Annotated in this window: 23 protein-coding genes and 2 pseudogenes; 16 read left to right on the forward strand and 9 right to left on the reverse strand. The window is 44.5% G+C overall.

The window, feature by feature from the left end; all coding sequences use genetic code 11:
• The first annotated feature begins 53 nt into the window (after positions 1-53).
• Positions 54-1,076 carry a YeiH family protein gene (locus QN079_RS00775; protein WP_289230234.1) on the forward strand — a complete coding sequence of 341 codons (1,023 nt, stop codon included), beginning with the start codon at positions 54-56 and terminating at the stop codon, positions 1,074-1,076.
• 165 nt (positions 1,077-1,241) lie between these two features.
• On the opposite strand, the gene QN079_RS00780 is transcribed toward QN079_RS00775, so the two are convergent.
• Positions 1,242-2,009: a DeoR/GlpR family DNA-binding transcription regulator gene (locus QN079_RS00780; protein WP_010748560.1), complete on the reverse strand. Its 768-nt coding sequence runs from the start codon at positions 2,007-2,009 to the stop codon at positions 1,242-1,244.
• Positions 2,010-2,338: 329 nt separating this feature from the next.
• Here QN079_RS00780 and ulaG point away from each other — a divergent pair, with 329 nt between their 5' ends.
• Genes ulaG through araD form a run of 7 tightly spaced genes read left to right on the forward strand, consistent with a single transcriptional unit; the run spans position 2,339 to position 7,967 of the window.
• The gene (ulaG, locus tag QN079_RS00785) at positions 2,339-3,403 is read left to right on the forward strand and encodes an L-ascorbate 6-phosphate lactonase (protein WP_010748561.1); all 1,065 of its coding nucleotides are present in this window, start codon (positions 2,339-2,341) and stop codon (positions 3,401-3,403) included.
• A 47-nt stretch (positions 3,404-3,450) separates the two neighbouring features.
• A complete protein-coding gene (locus QN079_RS00790; RefSeq protein WP_010748562.1) occupies positions 3,451-3,924 on the forward strand; it encodes a PTS sugar transporter subunit IIA in 474 nt (157 codons plus the stop codon).
• Positions 3,925-5,391, forward strand: a complete 1,467-nt coding sequence (gene ulaA / locus QN079_RS00795) for a PTS ascorbate transporter subunit IIC (protein WP_289230235.1) — start codon at positions 3,925-3,927, stop codon at positions 5,389-5,391.
• Positions 5,392-5,414: 23 nt separating this feature from the next.
• Positions 5,415-5,708: a PTS sugar transporter subunit IIB gene (locus QN079_RS00800; protein WP_008376531.1), complete on the forward strand. Its 294-nt coding sequence runs from the start codon at positions 5,415-5,417 to the stop codon at positions 5,706-5,708.
• A gap of 56 nt (positions 5,709-5,764) precedes the next feature.
• Positions 5,765-6,403, forward strand: coding sequence for a 3-keto-L-gulonate-6-phosphate decarboxylase UlaD (locus tag QN079_RS00805; protein WP_010748564.1), 639 nt, complete (start codon positions 5,765-5,767; stop codon positions 6,401-6,403).
• Positions 6,404-6,409: 6 nt separating this feature from the next.
• On the forward strand, positions 6,410-7,309 hold the full coding sequence (locus tag QN079_RS00810) for an L-ribulose-5-phosphate 3-epimerase (protein WP_010748565.1): 900 nt from the start codon (positions 6,410-6,412) through the stop codon (positions 7,307-7,309).
• Entirely contained in the window at positions 7,281-7,967 is a 687-nt protein-coding gene (gene araD, locus QN079_RS00815) for an L-ribulose-5-phosphate 4-epimerase AraD (RefSeq protein WP_289230714.1), read from the forward strand. The genes QN079_RS00810 and araD overlap by 29 nt, the downstream gene beginning before the upstream one ends.
• Positions 7,968-8,010: 43 nt before the next feature.
• Here the strand turns inward: araD and QN079_RS00820 are convergent, their stop codons facing one another.
• The 6 genes from QN079_RS00820 to QN079_RS00845 all read right to left on the reverse strand — a co-directional run bounded on the left by QN079_RS00820 (position 8,011) and on the right by QN079_RS00845 (position 14,033).
• Complete coding sequence (locus QN079_RS00820; RefSeq protein ID WP_010748567.1) at positions 8,011-8,514, reverse strand: GNAT family N-acetyltransferase; 504 nt, start codon at positions 8,512-8,514, stop codon at positions 8,011-8,013.
• Between the two features lie 206 nt (positions 8,515-8,720).
• Complete coding sequence (locus tag QN079_RS00825) at positions 8,721-10,160, reverse strand: 6-phospho-beta-glucosidase (protein WP_289230236.1); 1,440 nt, start codon at positions 10,158-10,160, stop codon at positions 8,721-8,723.
• Between the two features lie 32 nt (positions 10,161-10,192).
• Entirely contained in the window at positions 10,193-11,503 is a 1,311-nt protein-coding gene (locus QN079_RS00830; protein WP_008376519.1) for a PTS sugar transporter subunit IIC, read from the reverse strand.
• Positions 11,504-11,662: 159 nt separating this feature from the next.
• Complete coding sequence (locus QN079_RS00835; RefSeq protein ID WP_086294364.1) at positions 11,663-12,421, reverse strand: MurR/RpiR family transcriptional regulator; 759 nt, start codon at positions 12,419-12,421, stop codon at positions 11,663-11,665.
• Between the two features lie 57 nt (positions 12,422-12,478).
• A complete protein-coding gene (locus QN079_RS00840) occupies positions 12,479-13,405 on the reverse strand; it encodes an ROK family protein (protein WP_015508756.1) in 927 nt (308 codons plus the stop codon).
• A 76-nt stretch (positions 13,406-13,481) separates the two neighbouring features.
• On the reverse strand, positions 13,482-14,033 hold the full coding sequence (locus QN079_RS00845; protein WP_213356263.1) for a GNAT family N-acetyltransferase: 552 nt from the start codon (positions 14,031-14,033) through the stop codon (positions 13,482-13,484).
• 320 nt (positions 14,034-14,353) lie between these two features.
• On the opposite strand from QN079_RS00845, the gene QN079_RS00850 reads away from it, so the two are divergent.
• The 4 genes and pseudogenes from QN079_RS00850 to QN079_RS00865 all read left to right on the forward strand — a co-directional run bounded on the left by QN079_RS00850 (position 14,354) and on the right by QN079_RS00865 (position 17,640).
• A complete protein-coding gene (locus QN079_RS00850) occupies positions 14,354-14,722 on the forward strand; it encodes a YxeA family protein (RefSeq protein WP_017144459.1) in 369 nt (122 codons plus the stop codon).
• A 294-nt stretch (positions 14,723-15,016) separates the two neighbouring features.
• Positions 15,017-16,363: pseudogene (locus QN079_RS00855) on the forward strand (amino acid permease).
• Positions 16,364-16,470: 107 nt separating this feature from the next.
• Positions 16,471-16,899, forward strand: a complete 429-nt coding sequence (locus QN079_RS00860) for a DUF1761 domain-containing protein (RefSeq protein ID WP_289230237.1) — start codon at positions 16,471-16,473, stop codon at positions 16,897-16,899.
• A gap of 240 nt (positions 16,900-17,139) precedes the next feature.
• The gene (locus QN079_RS00865) at positions 17,140-17,640 is read left to right on the forward strand and encodes a hypothetical protein (protein WP_289230238.1); all 501 of its coding nucleotides are present in this window, start codon (positions 17,140-17,142) and stop codon (positions 17,638-17,640) included.
• 109 nt (positions 17,641-17,749) lie between these two features.
• Here QN079_RS00865 and QN079_RS00870 read toward each other — a convergent pair whose 3' ends face one another.
• Complete coding sequence (locus QN079_RS00870; protein WP_289230239.1) at positions 17,750-18,886, reverse strand: serine protease; 1,137 nt, start codon at positions 18,884-18,886, stop codon at positions 17,750-17,752.
• A gap of 407 nt (positions 18,887-19,293) precedes the next feature.
• Between QN079_RS00870 and QN079_RS00875 the strand changes: the two genes are divergently transcribed.
• The 3 genes and pseudogenes from QN079_RS00875 (at position 19,294) to QN079_RS00885 (ending at position 22,820) form a co-directional block, all read left to right on the forward strand.
• Positions 19,294-20,610, forward strand: coding sequence for a DUF485 domain-containing protein (locus QN079_RS00875; RefSeq protein WP_301994876.1), 1,317 nt, complete (start codon positions 19,294-19,296; stop codon positions 20,608-20,610).
• 45 nt (positions 20,611-20,655) lie between these two features.
• Positions 20,656-22,042, forward strand: a pseudogene (locus tag QN079_RS00880) (hypothetical protein).
• Positions 22,043-22,046: 4 nt separating this feature from the next.
• Positions 22,047-22,820, forward strand: coding sequence for a hypothetical protein (locus QN079_RS00885; protein ID WP_289230242.1), 774 nt, complete (start codon positions 22,047-22,049; stop codon positions 22,818-22,820).
• Between the two features lie 96 nt (positions 22,821-22,916).
• Here QN079_RS00885 and QN079_RS00890 read toward each other — a convergent pair whose 3' ends face one another.
• Positions 22,917-23,843, reverse strand: coding sequence for a methyl-accepting chemotaxis protein (locus QN079_RS00890; protein WP_289230243.1), 927 nt, complete (start codon positions 23,841-23,843; stop codon positions 22,917-22,919).
• 218 nt (positions 23,844-24,061) lie between these two features.
• Here QN079_RS00890 and QN079_RS00895 point away from each other — a divergent pair, with 218 nt between their 5' ends.
• Positions 24,062-25,021 carry an alpha/beta hydrolase gene (locus QN079_RS00895; RefSeq protein WP_289230244.1) on the forward strand — a complete coding sequence of 320 codons (960 nt, stop codon included), beginning with the start codon at positions 24,062-24,064 and terminating at the stop codon, positions 25,019-25,021.
• Positions 25,022-25,252 lie beyond the last annotated feature (231 nt).

The following is a 25,252-nucleotide window of genomic DNA, read 5'->3' on the forward strand; positions in this document are numbered from 1 at the left end:
TCATAACTATTATACCAATAAATCCTACTGATCGGTCAATCTGTGTATAATGGATGTTATATGAAAGGATGAAAGCAATGAAGCAACGACAAACAGCTTTGATACTTCCCGGTTTGTTCCTATCCTTTTCGGTAGCCGTCATCGCCCGAATCATGGCTTTGGCTGTGCCAAAATTAGGGGGAGCAACCCTTGCTATTTTATTAGGAATCATTTTAGGAAATACACTGTTCAAGCAAGAACGCTATCAAGTCGGAACGAAGGTTGCGGAAAGTCGGCTCTTGGAATATTCGGTGGTTTTGCTGGGCTTTACCGTCACTTTCCAGACCATCAGTGAAATGGGCCTTCGGGGCTTTCTCTTTATATTGCTGATGATGAGTTTGGTCATTACCGCTGCTTATTTGATAGGGAAAAAAATGGGCTTTAATCAAAAGATGAGCCTGATGATGGCAGGCGGCAACGCTGTCTGCGGGTCCTCTGCGATTGCGGCGATCGCACCAGCCATTGATGCCGATGATGAAGAAAAAGGGCAGATCATCACCTTGGTCAATCTTTTAGGAACAGTGATGATGCTGACGCTGCCGTTTTTAGGATTGGCCTTATACGGCGATGATCTGTTGCAAAAAAGCGCCTTACTTGGTGGCACGCTGCAATCCGTCGGACAAGTCGTGGCGGGGGCTAGTTTGATTGATGCCGACACCGTCAAATACGCGATGCTCTTTAAAATCGCGCGCATCATCATGTTGGCAGTCGTCGTCATTGTTTTTGAACGAATGACGACAAAGACCCCCACCAAAACCAAAGCCAAAGGCAAGCTGCGGCTGCCGATCCCTTGGTATGTGTTGGGCTTCTTGACCATCTGTATCTTGAACAGCTTCTTGCCGCTGCCTAGCTGGTTGAATGAGGGCGCTCATTTTATCAGTACGTGGTTTGAAACGACGGCGTTGGCAGCCATCGGTTTGCGCTTGGATTTCCGCAAGTTTTTAAAAGAAGGCCCGCGCTTTTTATTCTATGGTCTTTCCGTTGGCGTCGTCCAAACCGTGGGTGCTGTTGCATTGATTTGGTTGCTGCGGCTCTAATTCACAAGAGGCACGACCCATAAAGCACGTTTGAAGCGCACGATTGTTTAACGAAAAAAGCCACGACGGTTGATCGAAGGGCACGCTTTGCTGTTTCTGTTGGAAGAGGCAGCAAGGCGTGACTTTTCAGATCAACTGTCGGGCTTTTTTTAGCGGCAAAGAAGGTTAGACGGGTACTTGGATGACTTGAACACCTTGTTGCTCAATCAAATCGATGACTTTGGGATCAGAATAATGATCGGTGATCAGCAGATCAATATCCGCAATTGCGCCAATCGTAAAATTGGATTGCTTGCCGATTTTGCGATAATCCGCGATAACGATCAACTTGCCAGAATTTTCGATGATTTTCGCATTGACTTTGGCTTCGTGGATCACTGAAGTGGAAATGCCGGTCTGTAAATCTAACCCACTACAGCCAATGATCGTAACATCAGAACGAACGTGAGAAAATGACTCCACGGCGATGTCTCCTGACAATGCCGCTTTAGGGTAACGTATTTCGCCGCCACTTAAAACAATCGTTGATTTTGGATGGTGTTCCATTTGGATCACACTCGTGTTGTTTGTCAGCAAACTGATTCGTTTGTCTGTGAGATGGCGCAACGTTTGAGCCGCACTGGTACTCGTATTGACGAAAAGGGTATCGCCATCTTTTACTTGGCGAGCCGCTTCTTTGGCCAGTCGATCTTTGATGTACTCGATCGAGTCGGTGGGATGTGCTTCATCTTCATAAGCTTCACAGTATTCGATTTTTCCGTGGGTTTGTTTGATCTGACCCATCTCACTGAGGACAGTACAGTCTCTGCGGATCGTCATCTCTGATACTCCCAACTGATGACTGAGGGTCCTCACATCAGAAAGACCAGATGCTTTTATCAGATCGATCAATTGTTTTCTTCTTTGCCTCACTTCTTCATTGGAACGTTTCACGATACTTCCTCCTCACATGCGCTTTTTTCTATTATTGTCTTCTATCATTTGTCCAGCTTGCAATTATCCTGTGCAGCAAAATCACGTGTCTCTTTCTCACGAATTCGCGGGATAATCGCACAGCCGTCGTTTAGAAACTGCCATTTTTTTATCGTTTCTTCTTTCGAACTCATTTTAACATATCACAGAAACATTACCATATATATTAAATAATCACATTTATTTCTCGGTAAATTAACATATAATAAGATAAATTAACATAAAACTTGATTGAAAGCGTTTTTCTATATGTTAGAATCAAGGTGTAAATAAGCAAGGGAGGAACAAAGATGGTACACGTAAATGATGTTTCGAAAGAGAGTTGGCTGTTAAATACGTTTCCAGAATGGGGAACCTATTTAAACGAGGAGATCGAAAGTGAACTTGTGAAAGAAGGCACAGTTTCCATGTGGTGGCTAGGCTGTACGGGTATTTGGTTAAAGAGTGCGGAAGGAACCAACATTTTATGCGACCTTTGGTGCGGCACTGGCAAACGCAGTCATGGGAATGGGCAAATGAAAAAAGGCCATCAAATGATGCGGATGAGTGGTGTACAGGAAATGCAGCCTAACTTACGGACGCAGCCCTTTGTGATCGATCCATTTGAAATCAAAGGAGTGGATGCGTTAGTGGTGACCCATATTCATTCCGATCATTTAGACATCAATACCGCAGCTGCAGTCCATCAAAATTGTCCAGAAGCAAAATTCGTCGGTCCCCATGAAGTCGTTGCAACTTGGTTGAAATGGGGAATACCAGAAGAAAAAACCATCGTGGTCAAACCAGGGGATGAAGTGACCATTGGGCAGGTGAAAATCGTCGCTTTAGAAGCATTCGATCGAACCGCTCTAATTACTTGTGAAGATCCGGATACCAGCTTGAAAGGAAAAATGCCACAGGACATGGATCGTATCGCAGTCAATTACTTGTTTGAGACTTCCGGTGGGGCGATTTATCACGCTGGAGATTCTCATTATTCGAATGTATTTGCTAAACATGGGAATCAGTACAAGATCGATGTTTGCTTAGGTGCATATGGCGAAAACCCGCGGGGCATCACCGACAAGGTTACTTCAGTCGATATGTTGCGGATGGCAGAATCCCTCAATGCCAAAGTAGTGATACCTGTACACTATGATATCTGGTCCAATTTTATGGCTGATCCAAAGGAGATCACTGAGATTTGGAAGTTTAAAAAAGATCGTTTGCACTATGAGTTTAAACCGTATATTTGGCAAGTTGGCGGCAAATTTACCTACCCAACGAATAAAGACGATCTTGAATTTAATTTCTATCGCGGCTTCAAAGATGTGTTTTCGGTCGATAATGATACGCCATTCCCTTCTTTTTTATAAAAGAAGGGGGGATGCTGCAAAAGCCAAATTTGAAAGGAGCAAAGGTAATGCTGCGTTATTTTTATGAAAATGAGTTGGTTGCGATCAATCATGAACAGCCCGAAGATTGGGAAGCCGCTATCTGGGCGAGTGGCGAAGGATTAAAGCAAAAGGCGTTGATCACGGATCAGTATATTGAAGATGTCATTCGGGATGTTCATCAATACGGTCCTTATATTGTGATCATTCCCAAAGTAGCCATGCCCCATTCTTCAGCAGAAAGCAAAGGTGTCTTAGGAACGGGGATCGGATTGACGATTTTTCCAGCCCCCGTTTCATTTCAAGATGATGACCCCGACAAAGAGGCGCAGTTGTTCTTTATGCTCGCTGCCAAAAACGCTGAAGCACATATGAACAATATCGCTAGTTTATCCGAAATGCTGATGGAAGAAGGGCTGGTGGAAGATTTACTAGGTGTAAAAACAATGGCAGATTTTGAAGCGGTGATGGAGAAATATGACCAAAAAGAAAGCAGGGATTAGATGGAAATGGTAGGAGATTTCTTATTGAGATGCTGGGATTACTTTGCTCAGAATATTTTGATGCAGCCAGCTTTTTTGATCGGTTTTATTGTACTGATTGGTTACTTACTATTGAAACGGCCGTTTGTTGAATGTGTTGCAGGTTTCTTAAAGGCCACCGTTGGTTACTTGATTTTGACGATTGGCTCTGGTGGATTGGTTAATAATTTCCGTCCGATCCTGGTGGGGCTTAAGGAGCATTTTGAATTAGATGCGATGGTCACTGACCCGTATTTTGGTCAAAATGCGATCACCGCCGGCATTGAAGAACGATTTGGACGTACCTTTGGTGACACGATGCTCTTATTATTGATTGCCTTTGTTTTTAATATCTTACTCGTTCGCTTCAAAAAATATACGAAGCTGCGGGCCGTCTTCACTACTGGAAATGTGCAAGTACAGCAAGCCGCAACGGCCTTTTGGCTGCTGCTATTCTGTTTCCCAGACCTGGGTCGAATCGAAGTCTTACTTGTCATGGGCTTGATCTTAGGCTGCTATTGGGCGGTGGGGTCCAATTTGACCGTTGGCATCTGTCAAGATTTGACGGAAGGTGCTGGTTTTGCGATTGCCCATCAACAGATGTTTGGTGTTTACTTCTTTGCACGACTTGCGGAACGCTTCAAAAAGAACAAATCCAACCGCAAATTAGAAGATGTCGAACTACCGGGTTTTTTATCAGTCTTCAATGAAAATATGGTATCGACTTCGATTTTGATGCTCTTTTTCTTCGGTATCATTTTGGTAACGCTTGGACAAGATTATTTAATAACAGCAGGATTTATGGCAGAAGGACAAAGTTTCTTATTTTATATTTTACAAACATCACTAATGTTTGCCGTCTATTTAGCAATTCTTCAATTAGGTGTCCGCACCTTCGTTTCTGAATTGACCGAGTCATTCCAAGGAATCTCGAATACGATTTTACCAGGTGCTGTTCCAGGGATCGATATCGCCGCAACCTTTGCCTTTGGGTCGCCAAATGCCGTGACGGTGGGCTTTTTATTCGGTGCATTAGGACAATTCTTAATGATTGCTTTACTGATTTTGTTCCGTTCACCAACGATCGTCATTGCTGGGTTTATCCCACTGTTCTTTGATAACGCAGCGATCGCCGTTTTTGCCAACAACCGCGGAGGCATCAAAGCGGCTTGTCTCTTCCCATTCTTATCCGGCATTATTCAGATCGGTGGTTCGGCATTGATCGCTACTTGGGTAGGATTGTCTCAATATGGCGGCTATCTTGGAATGTTCGACTGGGCGACCGTCTGGCCATTCTTTACAGTATTGATGAAATTCTTAGGCATCATTGGTGTGGTTCTTGTAGTGGTGATCTTATTAGTGATTCCACAGTTGCAGTACCGCAGAGATCCAGAAGGGTATTTCTTGATCGTAGATGATTATGATGCGTATGTAGAAAAACAAAAATAATGAATTCTTAGGAGGAAAAGAAGATGAGAGTATTGGTATCTTGTGCAAATGGATCAGGAACAAGTTTGATGATGATGCGGAGTGTCGAAAAAGCTTTGAAGTCAGAAGGGATCACGATCACCTCTATTCATCATTGCGCGATTTCTGAAGGCAAAAGCACCGCCAAGAATTACGATGTGGTCTTTACGCCAATGAACTTTGTCAATATGTTCGATAAAGCCAAAGAAAAGGGCGTAACAGTGATCGGAGTCAGAAATGTGATGTCCCCTAAAGAAATTATTGAGCGGGTCAGAGAAGCGGGTCTTTCGAAGGAGTAGTGCATCAGGACGTGACAAGAACAAAAAGATGATTGAACAAAAGAGAGGGGAATTTCATGAGTATACCAAAACTGCAGATCGCTTGCGATCACTCCGATTTAGCTGGTGCACTGGCTGATATCAAAAAAGTTGGCGATGTGGTGGATATCATTGAAGCAGGAACTATTTTACTGTTGCAAGAAGGAGCACAGGTCCTACGCTGCTTCCGAGCGATGTATCCGGAAAAGTTGATCGTAGCAGACACAAAATGTGCCGATGCCGGTGGGACGGTCGCCAAAAACTGCCAGCAAGCTGGCGCGGATTATATGACCGTGATTTGTGCAGCAACGATCCCAACAATGAAGGCAGCGGCAAAAGAAATTGCTGAGATCCAAGTAGAATTATATGGTGACTGGACCTACCAGCAAGCACAGCAGTGGCTAGATGCCGGCATCTCACAAGCTATCTATCATCAAAGTCGTGACGCACTGTTAGCTGGTGAAACATGGGGAGAAAAAGATTTAACGAAAGTCCGTAAATTGATCGATATGGGGTTTCGAGTGTCAGTCACGGGAGGATTGAGCGTCGAGACGTTGGCTCTGTTTGCTGGCATTGATGTGTATACCTTTATCACAGGACGAGGCATCACTGCAGCTGACGATCCGCAACAAGCAGCAGTTGATTTCAAGCAAGAGATTTTACGGATTTGGGGGTAGTTTTCCATGAGTTTGATCGGTCTATATGAAAAAGCAACACCCAAAACCCTCTCTTGGTCGGAACGATTGCAGTTTGTCAAAGACCGAGGCTTCGATTTCATTGAAATGTCCATTGATGAAACCGATGAACGCTTGGCACGCTTAGAGTGGGACCAAGAGCAACGCAAAGAGATCGTCGAGGCAATCTATGCCTCGGGGATCAAAATCTTGTCTTTATGTCTCAGTGGACATCGGCGGTTTCCCTTTGGTTCGATCGATGAAAAAAAGCGCAAGCACGCGATGCATCTGATGGAAAAAGCCATTGACCTGGCTTCAGATTTGGGTATTCGCTGCATCCAATTAGCCGGATACGATGTGTACTATGAGGAAAAAAGTCTTTGTAGCCGAGAATGGTTCATTGCCAATCTAAAAGAAGCGGTCGCTAGGGCGTCTGAAAAGGGTGTCGTTTTGTCACTAGAGATCATGGATGATCCGTTTCTAAATTCTATCTCAAAGTATTTACGGATCAAGGAGCAGATCCCTTCGCCCTATCTACAAGTCTATCCAGATGTCGGGAACCTATCGGCCTGGCCAGAAAATGATGTCGGTTATGAATTAGAAAAAGGCATTTGCGAGATAACCCAGATTCATTTGAAAGATACATTGGCGGTTTCAGATAAGTTTCGAGGAAAGTTTAAAGAAGTACCGTTTGGCACTGGGTGTGTTGATTTTGATGGCTGCTTACGCACGCTGAAGCGGTTGAATTACAACGGTTCTTTTGTCATCGAGATGTGGAGTGAGACGAGCGCTGACCCGATTGCGGAAATCGAACAAGCCAAAGCATTTTTATTACCAAAACTAAAGGAGGTCGGTTACCTTGATCAATCAGCTTCAATTGATGAAAGAGCGAGTCTATCAAGCCAATAAGAGACTGCCTGAGGAAGGACTAGTAAAGCTAACTTGGGGAAATGTCAGTGAGATCGATCGAGATTTAGGGATCATCGTCATTAAACCCAGCGGTGTTGATTATCAGACGATGACGGTTGATTCAATGGTAGTTTGCGACTTAGCGGGAACGCCGAAAGAGGCGAAGGCGTTGAAGCCTTCCTCGGATATCAAAACCCATGCGCTATTGTATAAGCACTTCGAAGGCGTCAAGGCGATCGTCCATACGCATTCGACAAATGCGGTAAAATGGGCGCAAGCACAGCGAGACATCCCTGCATATGGAACGACGCATGCGGATACTTTTTATGGTAGTGTCCCTTGCACACGACCGTTACGGGCCTCTGAGGTAACGGCAGACTTTGAAAAAGAAACTGGCAAAGTCATTGTCGAGACGTTTGAAAAGCGGGAATTAGATCCACTTGCATGCCCAGCTGTCCTCACAGCGGGACACGGTCCCTTTACTTGGGGGCAATCTGCGGAACAAGCGGTCAGCAATAGTATTGTTTTAGAAGAGGTCGCAGAAATGGCATTAGGTACCGAAGCTTTGACCTTGGATCGAACACCGATCGCTGATTATTTGCTGGATAAACATTATTTCCGCAAGCATGGCGAACATGCTTATTATGGACAAGGATAACGGAAAAGCAGCCATTCCTAGCGATCAAGGAACGGCTGCTTTTCTATTCGTTTTCTTCAGCGAGTGTTTTCACATAAAAGCGATCCATCGTGGTATGCTGTGCTGCCAATAGTGGCTGGCACAATGCGCGATAGCCGGCTTTTTGATAGACATGCAAGGCTGCTTCTAGAGAATGATGGGATTCTAAATAGAGTTGCCGATAACCTAGTTCAACAGCTTTGGCCTCGATCTTCGCCAGCAAGGGATAGCTGAGGCGCTGCCCTTTGGCAGCATCACTGAGATAAAATTTTTGCAGCTCGGCGATTTTCCCTTCTGAATCATAAGCGGCAAGACCACCGCCGCCTAAAAGGGTACCCGATTCATTAGTGACGACAAAATAATGGCGGCTAGCAGGATCTGCTGCATAAAATTCACTTAAGTGGTCTAACTCGGGATCAAAATAGGCAGTCCCTGGAACCGCCAACTGGTGGTCTGTCAAGCTTTTGCGGATGATAGCGGCTAAGGGCGCATCATCTTGAGATTGGATCGAACGAAATATCGGCTTCATGCAGCTCCTCCTTAAAGTGAAAGTAAATGAATAGCTATAGTGTACCACAGCATTGAGGTAGTGTTTAGTGATGATAAGAAAAGCCATCCTCGCAATGGCGCCCCTCTTTAATAAGAAAACCGCCCCTCGTTGCCGGGCTCCTAATGTGAAAAGGAGTATGGCGCAACGAGGGGGCGGTTTTTGTGCGTTAGTCATGGAAGCAGTAATTAGAGCGTTTCACCATTGGAGGCGATCACTTGCTGGTACCACGCAAAGGAATCTTTTTTCAAACGATTCAAGGTTCCTTTTCCAGTATTGTCTTTGTCGACATAGATCATGCCATAGCGTTTCTCCATTTCGCCGCTGCCGAAGCTGACGATATCAATGATCCCCCAAGGCGTATAGCCTAATAACGGTACACCATCTTCAACTACCGCTTTTTCCATCTGTTCGATGTGCTCTTTCAGGTAAGTGATGCGGTAGTCATCATGGACTTGCTGCTCATCGGTTAATTGATCGTAAGCACCGAAGCCATTTTCCACGATAAATAGTGGCAAGTCATAGCGTTGATAGATCGTATTTAACACATAACGCAACCCGACTGGGTCAATAGGCCAGCCCCAATCAGAAGCACTGATATAAGGATTACTCACGATTTTTGCTCCTGGGATATCCTCAGTTGGTGTGCCAGCCACTTCATCAAGGGTTGAGATCGTTCCTGACATGTAATAGCTGAACCCAATATAATCAACGGTTCCCGCTTTTAATAGCGCTTGTTCCTCGGGCGTGATCTCAATCGTGATGCCTTTTTTCGCCCAATATTTTTGCACATAGGTTGGGATCTTGCCTCGTACATGGACATCGCTGTAAAAATAGCGCCGTTCATTGGCTTTGACGGATGCCATCAAATCAGCTGGCGCACAAGAGTAGGGGTAGACCGGAACATAGGCCATCATACAACCAATCTGAAACTCTGGATTGATTTTTTTGCCTTCGATCACGGCTGCCGCACTGGCAATCAACTCATTGACGCCCGCTTGAAAGACGAGTGCTTCTTTTTGACTGTCATCCTCGATGATCATGGCAGAATTGGTCCAAACGTGCAGTGGTTCTTGCCCATCTGCTTGATTATTGATCTCATTGAAGGTCATCCAATACGTTACTTTGTCACGATACCGTTGAAAAACAGTCTTAGCGAATTTGACAAAGAGGGGAATCACTTCCTTGTTAACAAACCCACCAAATTCTTCATAGAGGGCATAAGGCATTTCAAAGTGGGACAAAGTGATCACGGGTTCGATGCCGTTTGCCTGCAATTCGTCGAAAAGATCATCGTAGTATTGGAGACCGGCTTCATTTGGTTCTTCTTCTGTTCCAGTTGGATAGATCCGACTCCAAGAAATCGATGTCCGTAGACATTTCAAGCCCAGCTCTTTGAATAACTGGATATCTTCTTTGTAACGGTGATAAAAGTCAATGGCTTCATGGTTCGGGTAATACTCTCCTTCAATGACGCCTTTGGTGATTTTACGGGGAATACCGTTGCCACCGGCCGTCATAACATCAGCGGTACTCATTCCACGGCCAGCAACATTCCAAGCGCCTTCCGCTTGATGGGCAGCGATCGCGCCGCCCCATAAAAAATCTTTTGGCATTTTTGCGGACATAAATTTCATTCCTCCTCGACTCATTCGTTTGCTTATAATTCCACTTTTTGGGAACGGTTAGAGGCGATCACGAATGGCAAATAGATCAAGACCGAAATCGCAAGACAAACGACACCGACAACTGCAGCGATCGCATTTCCTCCAGTTCCTAAAAAGAGATTAATGATTCCTGGGGTCGTCCATGGTACCCCAATCGCTGGGGTCGGCATGATCGGCCAGACAACAGTGACAAAATAACCCACCAAAATATTGACCATAGGCGTTAATATAAACGGAATGATCATGATTGGGTTCAAGACGATCGGTAGACCGAAGATCATCGGCTCATTGATTTGGAAAATTCCTGGAACTAAAGACATCTTAGCGATCTCACGTTGTTCTGGACGTTTTGAAGCGATGAAGATCGCAATGATCAAGCCCAATGTCATACCAGTTCCGCCCATATTTGCGAACATATCATTTAAAACGCCCCAAGTTTCTTTGTAAGGAACGTCCCACAAGGAGCCGCCTTGGTTGATAAAGTCTAGGTTAGCTAGGTCCTGTTCGGTAAAAATCGCTGAACGAACCGCATTCAAAGTATTTGGTCCATGGATCCCGATCGCAAACAACGTAGTTTGTAAGAATGCCAAGATCAAGACACCGACGACATTGCCCCCCAGATCCCGCAATGGACTTTGGATCCCATTATAAATCAGTTCATTGATGCCTTCTGGCGCGATCATCAAAACTAAGAAATTGATCAAAGCAGTGACTGCCACGATGATCACGATCGGAATCATGCCAGAAAAGGAGCGAGAAACTGCTGGTGGTACCATTTCAGGCATTTTGATCTGCAGTCGTTTGACTTTGAAAAGCTTCGGCAAGAATTCACCGACCAAACAAGCCACAATCATAGCTACAAACAACCCTTGGGCGCCTAAATATTGTGTGGAGATCACATTGACATCATCTACTGCAAAGGAGGTCGGGTACAAGATCATAAAGGCAGCGACACTTGTCAAACCAACTAGCGTAGCATCTGCTTGGAAATGCTTGGCTAAAAGCTGAGCAACAAGAAACGCAATAAATAAACTCATAATGTTGATGGTCCCGTTCGCCACGGAAGCTAGGACTTGCTGGGCACTTTCCAGATTCGGGAAAAGTCGATTCAGTTGAAATAATTGCACGATGAAACTCTCATTGGAAAATAAAATATTGTTGACCAAAATAACGAGAGAAGAAGCGATGGTCAGTGGGAAAATCAGCATGAACGCATCTCGAATCGCTGCTACGTGGCGTTGATTGTTCAACTTTGTTGCGATTGGTACCAACGAGCGGTCTAACAGGTCATTGAATTTTTGCATAATAATAACACCTTTCATTAATTGATGCCATCATTATAGCGAATGAAAACGACTAAAAGTAAGCGGATACGGATTCCGTACATATCTCTCAAGAAATGAAAAAAATTCCGCAGCTGGAACACAGTGTTACAAAAAAAGATGGTTCAGTAAACCGAACCATCAAGAATGGGTACGATAATCTTGCAAATAGCCGATCAGCGTTTCTAAAATCGCTACTGAAGGCAGTTGACTAGTCAAATCAAGAAAGATGTCTTTGCGTTCCTCTTTGATCGCATACTCGATCGAATAATCGCACAGACGTGCCAACGTACTTTCCCGATTTGGGGTAATGCAGTACTTCTGCACAATCGCCTGATTGTCTAAACCGGTAATGACTTCGATCAGTTCTTTGGTTTCACCAGAGACACTCAAAAAAACCAAAACATTCTTTTGCTCTTTTCGCAAAAAGCTTTTGATCGGGTAGGTTAGCTCATCAATGCTGATACTAAAGTAACCGAGGCTGGCTAGTTTGCGGGCAACGTATTGCGCAATCGCACCGGATGCCCCCATCCCCATAAATAAGATCAAATCGGCATCCCGCATCGCTTCGGCGAGTTTTCGTATTTGGTATTCCGCATCAGGGTGGAAGATCTGCATATTCAAGCCTTTGATGCGCGCTTCTAAACCTAAGTGTTCCGGATGTGCGTCAAAATGAGCTTTTTCTAAATGATTTTTGATATAGAAGCGAAATTCTGGAAACGACTGAAAGCCGACTTTTTGAATAAAACGAAAGACCGAAGTCGAAGAGACATGAGCATCATCGGCAATGTCGCGCACGCGCATATACGGAATCTTTTCTAAGTGATTGACGATAAAACGGTAGATTTCTTGTTCTACCGCAGAGAGCTTGTTCAAGTTTAATTGTTCAAAAAGCGCCATGCTGGTTCCTCGCTGTCCTAGATAATCAATTTACACCAGTATAGCATATCCGAACTTTTAACGGTGCAGCTGTTGATGGATCTGATAGACTGCGCCGATCAAGCCGGCGTCGTTTTTCAGCTTCGCTGGACGAACAGGTGCGATGGTTTGTCCGCGCAAATAATTGATCGCTTCATGCCGTGTTTCCGTTATCGTCAAGCGAGCCTGCAGTCGTTCCCAGAAATAAGGATTGGCACTGATGCCGCCGCCGATCAATACCAATTCTGGGTCAAAGCAGCTGATCAAATTGATCAGCCCTACAGACAGATCCGTCAGAAATTGGTCCGTCAGCTTCAGCGCCAACGCTTCGCCTTGCTGCGCGCGGTCAAAAATCTCTTTGGCGTCTTGGGTGGGTTCAAAGCCAGGAACCGCTGCCCCCGCTAAATTGTAGAGGCGAATCAAGCCGCCCACGACGGCAGTTTTTTTATTGATGGAACTTTCCTCGATATTGCCTTCTTCTGGCAGCTGATCGATCACCATCCAGCCAAATTCACCCGCCATGCCATGAGCACCTCGGTAGACTTGATTATTGATCACGATCCCACCGCCTACACCAGTGCCTAGGACAAGACACAAGTAGTTGGCAGCCTCTTGCGCATTGCCGATCCATTTTTCAGCGATCGCTGCTGCATTGGCATCATTTTCCACCGCCACAGGCAACCCTGTACGCGCTTCCAAGACTGCTTTGAAATTTTCGCCATATAACGATTTGATGGCGCCCGCAGTTAACATAAAGCCGTCTTTTTGAACGATCCCGGGGGCGCTGATCCCAATGCCATCAATCGTGTGGCGGCTCTGGGCATCTTCGATGATCGTGAGTAGATCCTGATAAAACTGGGCTGGCTCATAGCTAGTAGGGATCGCTGATTTTTCAAGGATCGCTCCGGTTTCATCCAAAACACCATATTTAATACTTGTTCCGCCAATATCAAATCCTACGTACATTCTTCTTCCTCACCTTCTAAAACATTGTTGCCTTAAGTGTACCATCTGGCAGGAGGAATTTTTTTTCTTTTTTTAGCTATTTTTTGCCTGCCGTTTCCGCTGCATCCAAATAAAACAAAATGTCACTTTTGCCTTCCTGATTGGTTCCTTTGTACACTTCCGTATCCAGACCTCCGATACGAAAGCCTGCTCGCAAGTAGAACAGACAGGCAGAAGGATTGTTGTCCTGTGCTTGCGTGTAGATGCCGCGATAACCTTTGGCAAGGGCCGCTTTCAGTGCCTGGTGGATCAGTAGTTGACCGATTCCTTGCTTACGGTAGTCTGTGTTGACCTTTAAGTCATAGAGGTACAGATACTTGAAAAAAGCGTCTTGAACGATCGCTAAGCCGATGCATTTTCCATCATCATAAGCACCGATAAACAGACTGTTTCGGCTCATTTCGTCATAGGAATAATTTTCATCTGGGAAACACATCGTCTGAATGTCTTCGGATGCAAATTTACAGATCGTGTACTGCCAGTTGCCCTCATTATAAGTCGGCAGCAGTTTCCCCCATAAGGAGAAGGGTTCGTTTTTCAAGCGGATATCAGCTTGATGTTTTTGATCGATCAGTTTGATTTCTAGCATGGGGCACCTCGATTTTCTATAGATTTCAATCATGAGTATTTAAAAGTAAGTTGTTGCAGTTTAGTTTACTACAAAGAATGAAAAATCACGATACTTATTAAACAGTCTGGTCTTCCTGTGAGAAGGGACGTTTTTGTAGGAGAACTTAGTTGTTTGTCTATACATTGAGGTTGGAAAAAGCAGAAATATTCCATTGATACCTTAGTCACAATGACCGACGGAAAAATACGCCTTAAGTTTGATTATATTTATCGCTTGTTTTTTTATACTGAAGGTAGATAGAAAAAACGGAGGACAATCACTTGAAGAAAGCAATTAGTATGATCCTGCTCGTGTTAACGATCGGGACCGTCACATTGGTTACATGGTCTTATTTTACGAAAGATGATTCCAGCGAACTGGTTCAGCTGGTGGATCGTTTCAATCCGTTCGTACCGGAGAAAAAGGTCTATATCAAAACATCCGACGAGTATGGCGTGTTGCAAGAACACGATTCCTACGAATATACACAAGAAGGGGTCAATGAAGATGGGCAAAAGATCAAAATCACGTTTTGGGCACCACAAAAGCTAAAAGAAAATGCCTACCTAGAGCTTGATGCAAAGGGCAAACATGTTGAGTCGTATCAAGAGGTGACCGAACAAGATCTCCCTGACGCCGTCAAAGACGAGTTGGTTACGACTCATTGATCATCCTGCCTGCTTGAAAAAAGGACAGGAAGTCATTTCCCGCAAGTTGGGAGATGGCTTTTTTCGTGCATTCACTTAGATAAAAGCTCGCCAAGATTTGATTTAGGTGAAAAAGATTAGAGGATGATAGAATTTTCAGAAAAAATAGATAATTTTTTCAATTCTTAGTTGCAATAGCAGAAGCGTCTGGTATTCTCTATGAGGTAGTTAAAAAAAATCATTCATATAATTAAAAATAGCGACAGTGAGAGAATCACCTTTTATGGAGGATCAACGGCTTTCAAGGAGGAACCTATGACAGAAAAAAATCAATTAAAAAAGCAGATGAAAACCAGACATATCACTATGTTGGCATTAGGTGGCGCCATCGGTGCTGGCCTATTCAAGGGCAGCGGTGAAGCGATCCAGTTAGCGGGGCCTGCGGTCTTACTGGCGTTTATTTTTTGCGGGCTGATCTTATTTGTCGTCATGACAGGACTGGGACAGTTGGTCTTATCTGACCAAAAACAACATGGCCTTTCGGGCTTAGTCCAGCCATATCTTGGCGTGCATACAGCCGATTTCATCGACTGGATCTACTGGTCAATGTGGATGATCAACATCATCGCCGAAGCAGTTGCTGCCGCAAGCTTTTTGCAGTTGTGGTTTCCCAATATTCCAGCTTGGATCTTTGTGTTGATTTTGGCACTACTCACGACCATCATCAATTTGTTTTCGGTTCGCTTGTTTGCGGAAACGGAATATTGGCTTTCATGGGCCAAAATCAGTGTGGTGATTGCGTTGATCTTGGTGGGTCTCTATCTGGTTGCCACGCAAGTCTTTGATTTGGGCTTTTTCCCGACGATGAGACAAATGACAGACTATGGTGGTTTTGCCCCCCATGGTCTCAAAGGATTTATCAATTCGTTATTGGTCGTAATCTATTCGTACGGCGGTTCTGAATTAGTAGCCATTACGATCAGTGAAGCGGAAAATCCCAAAAAAGCGATCCCGCAAGCAATCAAAGGAGTGATGACTCGGATTGCCGCTTTTTACATCATTCCCTTGTTTCTTTTACTGATCATTTATCCGTGGAATCAATTAGCCGATCCAAATGTCAGTCCTTTTGTGATGGTGTTTCAAAAAATCCATGTCCCATTTGCCTCCGACATCGTCAATTTAGTGATTATTTTGGCTTTGTTTTCGTCAATCAATTCTGGGGTCTATGCTTCTTCAAGAACGTTGTTTTTCCGATTAAGCAACAATGGCCAGAAAAAAAGCCGCTTTACGATGCTGAATAAAAACAGCGTGCCCCAACGAGCGATCATGTTTTGCAGCGGTACTTTATATCTTGGGGTCGTTCTTTCTTACTTTTTAGGCTACAAACTCTTCAATTATCTAGCAGGCTCCCTGTCTCATACTGTATTGCTGATCTAGTTGCTGATCAGTGCGGCGGCGTTTGTTTTGGTACGCAAGCAGAAGAAAATGGGCTATACGATTTTCTTGAGTGGGGCGATCCTTGCACTGATTTTGCTGTTTGTCGGTATTTTGATCACTAACCCATTGGCGGTCACTGGCTTCACCGCACTATTGTATACGATCATTTTTCTTAGTTTTTATTGGAACCATCGAAAAATTGAGAAAACCAGTGAAAAAAGTTGAAGAAACGTCCCTTAAGACATAAACTGATGGGGAAGGAACCCCGCGTTCGGTTGTTTCTTCGGTTCTCAGGAATATGACGATAAAATAAAGTGTAGGAGAAAACGAAAATGGTTAATTTTTGGACATTGATTTTCGGCACCCTCAGCTGGGTCGTGGTGGAAAGTCTGCTTTACAATCCGATGCATAAGTGGGGCAAGTTTTGGGCGAAAGAATCAGGAATGGCAGAGAAGATGGCTGATCAGCAGATGACGACCGGTGACATGCTCTTTACCTTTGGCGGCACGATCGTTGGTGGGATTCTCTTATCAGCAGCGACCTATCAAGTCGTCTATTGGTTTGCAAAATTCGATCATGATGGTTGGCTGATGACCTCCTTGCAAGTCGCTTGCTTAGTGTGGCTAGGGGTTTATGGCGTCGCCACCTTCGTGATGGCTGTTTACTCGGGACAGTCCCGCAAATTAGTCGGGTTGCACCTTGTGAATGGGTTTCTAGGAGTGATCGTTTTAGGACTTGTTGTCGGCTTGATTGGACAGTAAGCAACGATCATACCCCAGCGAGAGCGTTCAAAGGTCTCAACGAATCAATCCTAAAGAAAGCCGATCTTGTTTCAACAAGGTTGGTTTTTTTGTGCGTAAAATTATCCTTACTATAAAAAAAGGCTATAAAAGCAAATAATTTATGCTATACTAAAAGCACTTTAATCTGTAGAAAACCAAATCCGCGGATTGCGGAAAAATCATCAAAGAAGCAAAATTTGGGGCAACGAGGAGGAAAAAATGAAAACGAAAAGCATGTTAGGTAGAGGACTAGTTGCTGCCGTTTGTTTAGCGACACTATTTTTCTTGACAAGCTGCAGCAGCTCAGGGGTTGACTCTGCAGCTGCGAATCAAGTATTGACCAATAGCAACAGTCATCAACAAAATGCCTTGTACGTTTTGGAAGATGGAAAGCTCACCGTTAATAAAACGCTGAGTTTTTTGGTCGATCCGAATCAGGAACCTGCGGACTTGGTAAAAGAACAAGAGACGCAATTAGTGCAGATCAACGAAACACTGCAAGCAGAGTTTCCCAAAAGCAAAGCACTGACTGCGGCAGACATCGGTCCTATGCACACCTTTGAAGTGACAAATGCCCAAGTGATCATTGATCAAGAGAAAAGGGAAGTGCGCATGACTGGCGATGATTTTGAGAAAGTATTCAAAATGGCGGACAACAATGACAAGCGTCTGATCGATGACGAACAAAACGAGTACGAGTTTTCGTATGAGGAAAACTAGCAAGTGACAAAAAAACGGCTGCCTCCGACGAGACAACCGCTTCAGACAGTAGACAAACCTTAGACAAAAATGAGGTTTGTCTTTTTTTCGTTGCAAAATTTAGTGGCTATTACGGAAAACATTTTGCGCAAGGAGTAAGTCCGCGACTTTGCGCTTCTGCTAAAGTTGCAGGCGTGTAGGTACCGTTGCCGCATTTTCTCGTATGGTATTTCGAACCTGTTGGTGTAACGAGGACCGACGTTTGGGCTTGATTGCTAGCAGCGGCTGGCTGGCTTTCTTCTGGCACAGCTGCCGCTGCTTGTCGTTCTTCCTCCGCCTTGGCTTGGGCGGCTGCTTGTTCGTTGGCAGTGATCGTTTGCGCCACTGTTTTCGTTCGAGCAGCTAATTCCTCATCGGGGGTCTTGAGACGAGCGACAGCATCTTCTGCACGAGCAAGGGTATCTTTTGTCGGCTCCGCCTCTGCTGCTTCCACCGCTTGGACAGCTTCTGCAACGAGGGCTTCTGCTTCTTTCTCAGAAATCTTGGTTTCTACAGTGGATAACCGACTTTCAAACGTTTCCTTGTTCAAAACCGCTTGTGCGACCAGTTCTTTTGCCTGATCGAAATCACTGCGTTCAAGAGAAGCTTCAGCAGTATCAAGGGCTTTGCCGATGGCAAGATGGTCTTCAACTACCGCGAGCCGAGTAGCGAGATCTTCGTAGGTTTTACTTAAAGCATGAATCAGCGTCACGGCTTCGTCGTAATTCTTTTGGTTTGGCTGGGTTTCGGCAAGAGCCAGTGCCGCCTCAGCTTTTTCCAGCGCTTCTTGTTCTTGTTTTTCAGCTTGCAAACTCGCTAGAAATGGTTGAGAAGGTTTGACGGTGACGACCTCTTCTTTAGTGATTCCACCCATAAAGGCTTGGAGAGTAAATTCCTGTTCCTCTTCATCTTCCAATTGGACAGCATAAGAAAATGTTTCGTCCGCCAGCGAAACCTCCATCCCGTTGATCGTCAGCCGCGCTTCTGGGTTGGTTCGCCCAGTGATCGCCGCTTCGCCTTGCTCATTCGTAACCAGTTCTGCTTCATCTACGTGAAGCTCCGGTGTTGCTGCAGGAGTCAATAGTGCCCCGCCAATCAATAAGAGAAAACCACCCATAAAAATAACGATTTTGTTGCGAAGCGGCTTTTTCTTGATCAACCCAAGAATAAAAAAGATTCCGCTTACAACCATTGTCAAAAAACCAATAACAAAAATAAACATCCCCATAATTCTTTCCAATTCCTTTCTTGTGAATATTTTAATTATAACATTTTTACTAACGTATCCGCCATCAACAACCGACTAGTAAGGGTTGCTGAGCGTACGGAAGAAGTTCAACTAGCAAATCAGCAATTATTTTTATCAATATTAAATAGATTTAAGATATTTTTTATTATATAATGATATATAAAGAGTTGTTTTTCGTTTGCGGTTGTTTTTTTCTAAACAGCTCTTGGTACAAATACACTTGTTTGCTTCATCACTGGAAAAGAAATGTTTCGAGCAACTACCTGCAAACAAGCAGCTTTCCTTCGCTGCTTCCCCCAACTAACACCATAAAAAAGATATTCCCCCTCACTTGCAACCAAGCCACTTCATTGATAAGAAAATCAGTATGTGCAAAAGGAGAAGCAGTGAAAATCACACAAATCCAATGTCCCAGCTGCTTGGGTCAGTTAACCGTTGACTGGGAGACAGGAAAAGCAGTCTGCCAGTATTGCTTAACTAAGTCAGTCCTACATTCGCCGCCAAAACAAACGCAAGAAGCTTCGAATGAACAAGCTCCCGTAGTTTTTCAAGAAGTCAAAGAAGGGTTTTATTCGTTTACCTTTAATGAAGACGAGGTAGCAAATGCCTTGAAAAAATGGCTGATCCAACAGGAATCAGTTCCTGAGGACATTGTCGTTCATCTTGAAGTCAGCGAGGTAAAACGATATTTTATTCCGATTTATGAATTTCAGGTGACCTATACGATGCACTGGGAGGGGGCCTTTAGCTACGATACCCATTCCATTGCTTGGGACGGCTCGCATACGACCACGTGGGAAAAGAAGCGCGGCGACCATCCAGATGAGAAGATCAGGCTCTATCAATGCGGCAGTTCGGAGGTGATCGATCAAGAAATTCCTCAGAGCTTCGAGGTCAATGATGAAATGAAAAGAAAACCGCACTTTGGTAACGATCAAAAGGAATTTCAACAGCTAGTCTCAGCACATGCTATTCATGCTTTTCCCTTTGATATTGAGCAAGAGCAGGCGCTCTTTGGTTCTGAAAAACAAGCGGAATTGAGAGCCCATGCGAATGCCGTGATCCAGAAGAAAGAATCTGCCGATCATCTAAAAGAGCTGCACCTAGATCTTTCCCTGATCAGCTGTGCTACAGAAAAGCTCTACTTTCCCCTGTATATGGGCACCTTCAAGTACCAAGAGCGATCCTTTGAATTTGCGATCGACGGCAAAGATCCTGACCGAATGAAGCTGCCGATTATCCCACAATGCCAAGAAACCTTACAAACGGTTGCAAATTTTTCAAAAGCTCGCAAGGTTTTTGGCTGGTCCTCTGTACTCTTTTTTACGTTAGGTGTGATCCTGCTGTTCCTTGCACTATTCATTTCTGAATGGATCACTCTAGGAAGAGTGTTTAGAGCTGTCATAGGGGGGATTGTCATGAGTTCCCTGCCAACTGCCGTCTATTGGGTAGTATCGGGGATAGTGTTGCACTTTCTAAAAGAACAGTATCTCAAAACAGTCCAAAAATTTAGAGATGAGCTTAAAAGAGAATTATTAGGTAAGAAAACGGCCGGGGCAGCTTTGTTAGCAAACTACGAGAAGCGTGGGAAGCACCTTGCAAGAATCAGGAAATTTTCTGAATGGCTCGATACGCTCGCTTATGTGGTCGTGATCGCTACCCTTCTTTGGAATATTATTTGGAACATTCGTCGGTTTTTTTGATAAGCCATCTTGTTGAAAAAAATGATTCATAAAAAAGGAGAAAAAATGAAAATCACACAAATCCAATGCCCCAGTTGCTTAGGGCGTCTAGAAGTTGATTGGGACTCAGGAAAAGCAGTCTGTCAGTATTGCTTGAATGAGCTGTTGATCAAACCAGAACAAAAAAAACAGGAACAAACAAACCAAGTCGTCTCGCTGAAAGAGTTGCCACGCATTCAAGGGACCGTCAAAGAAGGATTTTATCCGTTTGCCTATGATGAAAAGGCATGTGAAGAGGCATTGAAAAATAAACTAGCCTGGCAAGAGACCATCTCGGAAAGTATCTTTTTTGAACTAGAGATGGTTCATCTAAAACGTGTATTCATCCCGATATATTATTTTCAAATTGCTTATGATGCGCAAGTGAGAGGAAGCTATGTCCACGAGGAACAGCAGAGGGAGAGTGGGCGCATTACTGCCGACATTTCTTTACATAACAGCGGAAACACAACGGTTTTCAATGAATATTTTCCTACGGATACCCAAAAAGAAGCGGATTACAGTATCAATGGCAAGCTGCCGCTGCATCTTCAAAAAGGTGCCGCCTATTGCACGGATATGCAGCAGTTTTCGGCACTTAGCCAAGACGTTCAGGTGCTGCCCTTTGATATTTCCAGAGAAGCAGCACTTGCTGATACCCATTTATTGGAAGTCTTTGAAGCAAAAGCCAAAGACCATTTGGTGGGAGCTGAGGTTGCCAATGAGGTTCAACTGACTCTTTTTCCGAAACAATGTGATACGGAAAAACTGTATTTTCCTTATTACATTGGCGAATTCAAGTACGGAAACCAAACCTATTCTTTCGTGGCTGATGGCACCGATGCTGAACGTCTTTTTCCAACCCAGCTTCCTGAATGTGAACAGCTCGTGCAAGTGAAAAAAAGTTTTTCCAAAACCAGCAGTGTCCTATGGCAGTTCTGCTATACCTTTTTTTCATTCGGAATAATTTCAGGGACCCTTTTTAATTTTCTTTTTGGTGGCTTTTTAATGCCTGCTGTTGCCTTTAGTCTGCTCGCTTCAGCGGTTATCCTGCTGATTGCTTGTCTTGCGACTTGGTATTTCTTGCTCGTACCAGAGGTCAAGTTTTTCTCAGAGTACGGCAAATTCAAAGCAGAACTTTCTCAGGCATTGAGTCAGTCGGATGCATCAACGGCTGCAGTGAAGAAAGCTTTTGAAGCCCGTAGGAAGAAACTCGTCCGAAAGACAGTATTTTACAGCGGTCTGGAAAACATGGCGTATGAATTTGCCTTGATCCTTTTTTTTAGCAATCCTGACTTGGTATTTCGGTTTTTATGGCTTATCGTTTCTAGTGCTGCTGGCGTTTGTCAGCTGGAATACGATCCGTATCTTTACCACGGATAGCTCCGATACCTGTATCGAAACGAAAGGATGATTCAATGGATATTATTCCGATTCAATGCCCCCACTGCTTAGGAGAACTAGAAGTCAATTGGGACGCTGGCACGGCGATTTGTCTGTATTGTCGTGGGAAAATGGTGATCAAACAATCTTTCGATCCTACCAAAAGCCCGCATGCCAATTCTATGGCAGCAAAACAGCTTTCGTTGACGCATCTTGCTTTTTTGCTGAAGAAAATCAGTCAATCAGCTGCTGCCAACCAAACGATGGATCCTCTTCCCCTGGGAAACTCCTCAGCGGCAGGGGGTTCAAGTGATCACAAGCAGTCAAAGCAATCGGCAATGAATCAGACGTCTTTGATTCAGCAGGCGCCACGCGATCCAGTCAAGGAGCGGCAAACTCGTTTGAATGCTTTTTTGCAAGAGCAAGATTTTTTGTTCTATTTTTCTGGAGAAAGACAAGTGCTGCCACGGCAATGGCAAAGACAAGTCCTTACCAGTTTTCAAGTGCCTGAAACGGAGACGCCTCTGGCACTGCTAACGGCACAGATGACTGGCAAGAAAGCGAATGCGGGGCTGCTTTTTGGTATCGAGCGAGTGTATTTGTGCACGTATGAAAAGAAAGAAAAACGAATAGCCAGTTTTTCCTGGAGTATTTGGAAAACTCTTTCCTTTTCGTTCCAACATAAAATCTTTGGCAGTTTTTTGGTGGTTCAACAGGAATATCGTGTTCCTCTTCAAGCATTGGGCTTTACGACCCAATCATTTTTGCAAGAATTACAGCAGTTGCTGCAAGAGGTGGAGGCTGGCTAGTACTGAGTATCAATAAAATCAAATAAGGGATCAAATTATTGGTCAAAAAAAAAGAGCGTCGCAAACAGCGGCGCTCTTTTTTTATTCATTTGGTTTCTAGGTTTCCAACTCAGCGTCGTTGGTTTCTGATAAATACTCGGCTTCATCGTTTAAAAGACTGGCCGTCGTTCGCAGCGTGTCGTAAGAATGCAAAACGGCAGCGAGGCTTTTTTGCGAATCACTGATTTTCATGGTCGTCGAATCGGCACTATCTAACACGACTAAGGCTTGTTGGTTGATGGCTTGCATGGTTGCGGCAATGGTTTGGGTCAACTGCTTGGTCTGTTCAGCTAATTTTTGCATTTCATCCGCAACCACCCGAAAGCCAGCTGCCTGTTCGCCGATCCGTGCTGTTTCGATGGAAGCATTGAAGGACAGCAGTTTGGTTTGTTGCGCAATGCGGTCGATGTCATGCAGCACCGCTGTCACCTGTTGGCTATCCATTTCTAAGGCATGGGTCGTTGCTTGATTTTGATCAGACAGCAGTTTGACTTGCGCCAAGTTCTCTGACAAATGATCGACGTGCTGGTGTCCGTTGGCAGAAAGTCGTGTCAGGGAAGCCGCACTTTCTTGCACTTTTTTGATAGTGACCGCTAAGGCTTGTTCTCTTTGGGTAATGTCAAAAGCGATTTTGACGACGTTGACGACTTCTTGCTGCTCATCGAGGACGGGGAAGTAAATCCCTTCTAAAATCAGTTTTTCTCCTTGTTTGTTTTTCCGAATGATTTTGTCTTGAAACCGTTGCTTTGAGTAAAGTAGTTGATTCCAGAAAGTTTGGTAATCCGTACTGGCAGCGTAATGGTCAAAACAAAAGGTCCGATGCGGCAAGCCAATGATTTCTTCTTGGCTATAACCTAGGATATCCGTCATGTTGGCATTGGCGAAAACAACTTCTTTTTGCGGATCAAAGACTATGACAGCGAGTTCTTGAAAAATAGCAGCGAGCAGACGGTTATTTTGTGTTTCATCTAATGTGAATTTCATACGTACTTACCTACGCCTTTCAGTTTTTTGGGAAGTTTACACAGCGAGTGTCTTACAGTTATCGGTGATGAAGGCAAGGCAGTTAAGAGTGCAAAAACCACCTTTTTTGTCGAGCAAAATGCTTGGAAGCAGAAGGAAGCAAGATTCTTTGCATCAGAATGACTTGGTGGTACCCTTAAGGTCAACACGAACGATTTCAAACAAAAGGAGAGAATCGTATGACAGATAGAATTTCGTTGGAAAAAGCAGCCGTTGAATTTAGTGAGGCAAATGCACCGCACCCACGGATCTATGAATTACCGCCAGAAGAAGGGCGCGCACTATTGGAACAAGTCCAAGAGTCACCCGTCAATAAATTGGCGGTTGAGATAGAAGATCAGACCGTAGATACAGGCGAATGGGGGACCATCAATGTTCGTTTTGTTCGTCCTGAAGGAAATCATGCGATTCTCCCTGTCATTTATTATCTCCATGGCGCGGGCTGGGTCTTCGGCAGTGCCGCGACTCATGATAAATTGATCCGTGAATTGGCGGTACGAACCAACTCGATCGTCATTTTTCCTGAATATAGTCGTTCACCAGAAGCAAAATACCCAACGGCGATCGAACAAAATTATGCGGTCTTGCAGCAATTACCAGGATTTGTCGATGTCAAAGGCTTAGACCTTAGCCGTTTGACCGTGGCTGGCGATTCCGTAGGTGGGAGCATGGCGACGGTTATGACCTTGTTAACGAAAGCCCGTGGCGGCATTCCGATCGCACAGCAATTATTGTTCTATCCTGTGACAGATGCCCGCTTTGATACGCCTTCGTATGAAGCATTCGGCGAAAATTATTTTCTGACCAAAGAAGGCATGCAATGGTTCTGGGATCAATACACGACGGATGAAACACAGCGGGATCAAATGACCGCTTCTCCACTACGCGCGACCAAAGAGGAGTTAGCCGATCTGCCGCCAGCGTTGATCATTACAGGCGAAGCAGATGTCTTGCGGGATGAAGGGGAAGCCTATGCGCAGCATTTACGAGCAGCTGGCGTGGAAGTCACCCAAGCACGGATGCAAGGGATCATCCATGATTTTGTGATGGTCAATGCGATGGATCAGACCCAAGCCGCACGAGCGGCCATGACACTGGCTGTCGGTTGGCTGACGGAAAAAAATGTCCCTGCAGAATAAGAAACCGACGAAAGCAGTTTCTTTTTATGCGGTGTTCTGATACAGAAAAGGATGTATGGAGTGGAGCGATCCACTCCTTTTTTTGTCGGAAAAATGGAAAGACGTACACCTACAGTCTGAAGCAGATGCAAACGCTCTCTAAAAAAACTCGTTTTTATAATACAGATTTTAATAAGTGTTTTTCGTTGATAAATAAATAAAAAGTGCTATTATATGTATTGTGATTAATAC

Origin of the sequence: Enterococcus sp. FZMF (assembly GCF_030263915.1) — a bacterium.
Taxonomy (GTDB): Bacteria; Bacillota; Bacilli; order Lactobacillales; family Enterococcaceae; genus Enterococcus_D; species Enterococcus_D casseliflavus.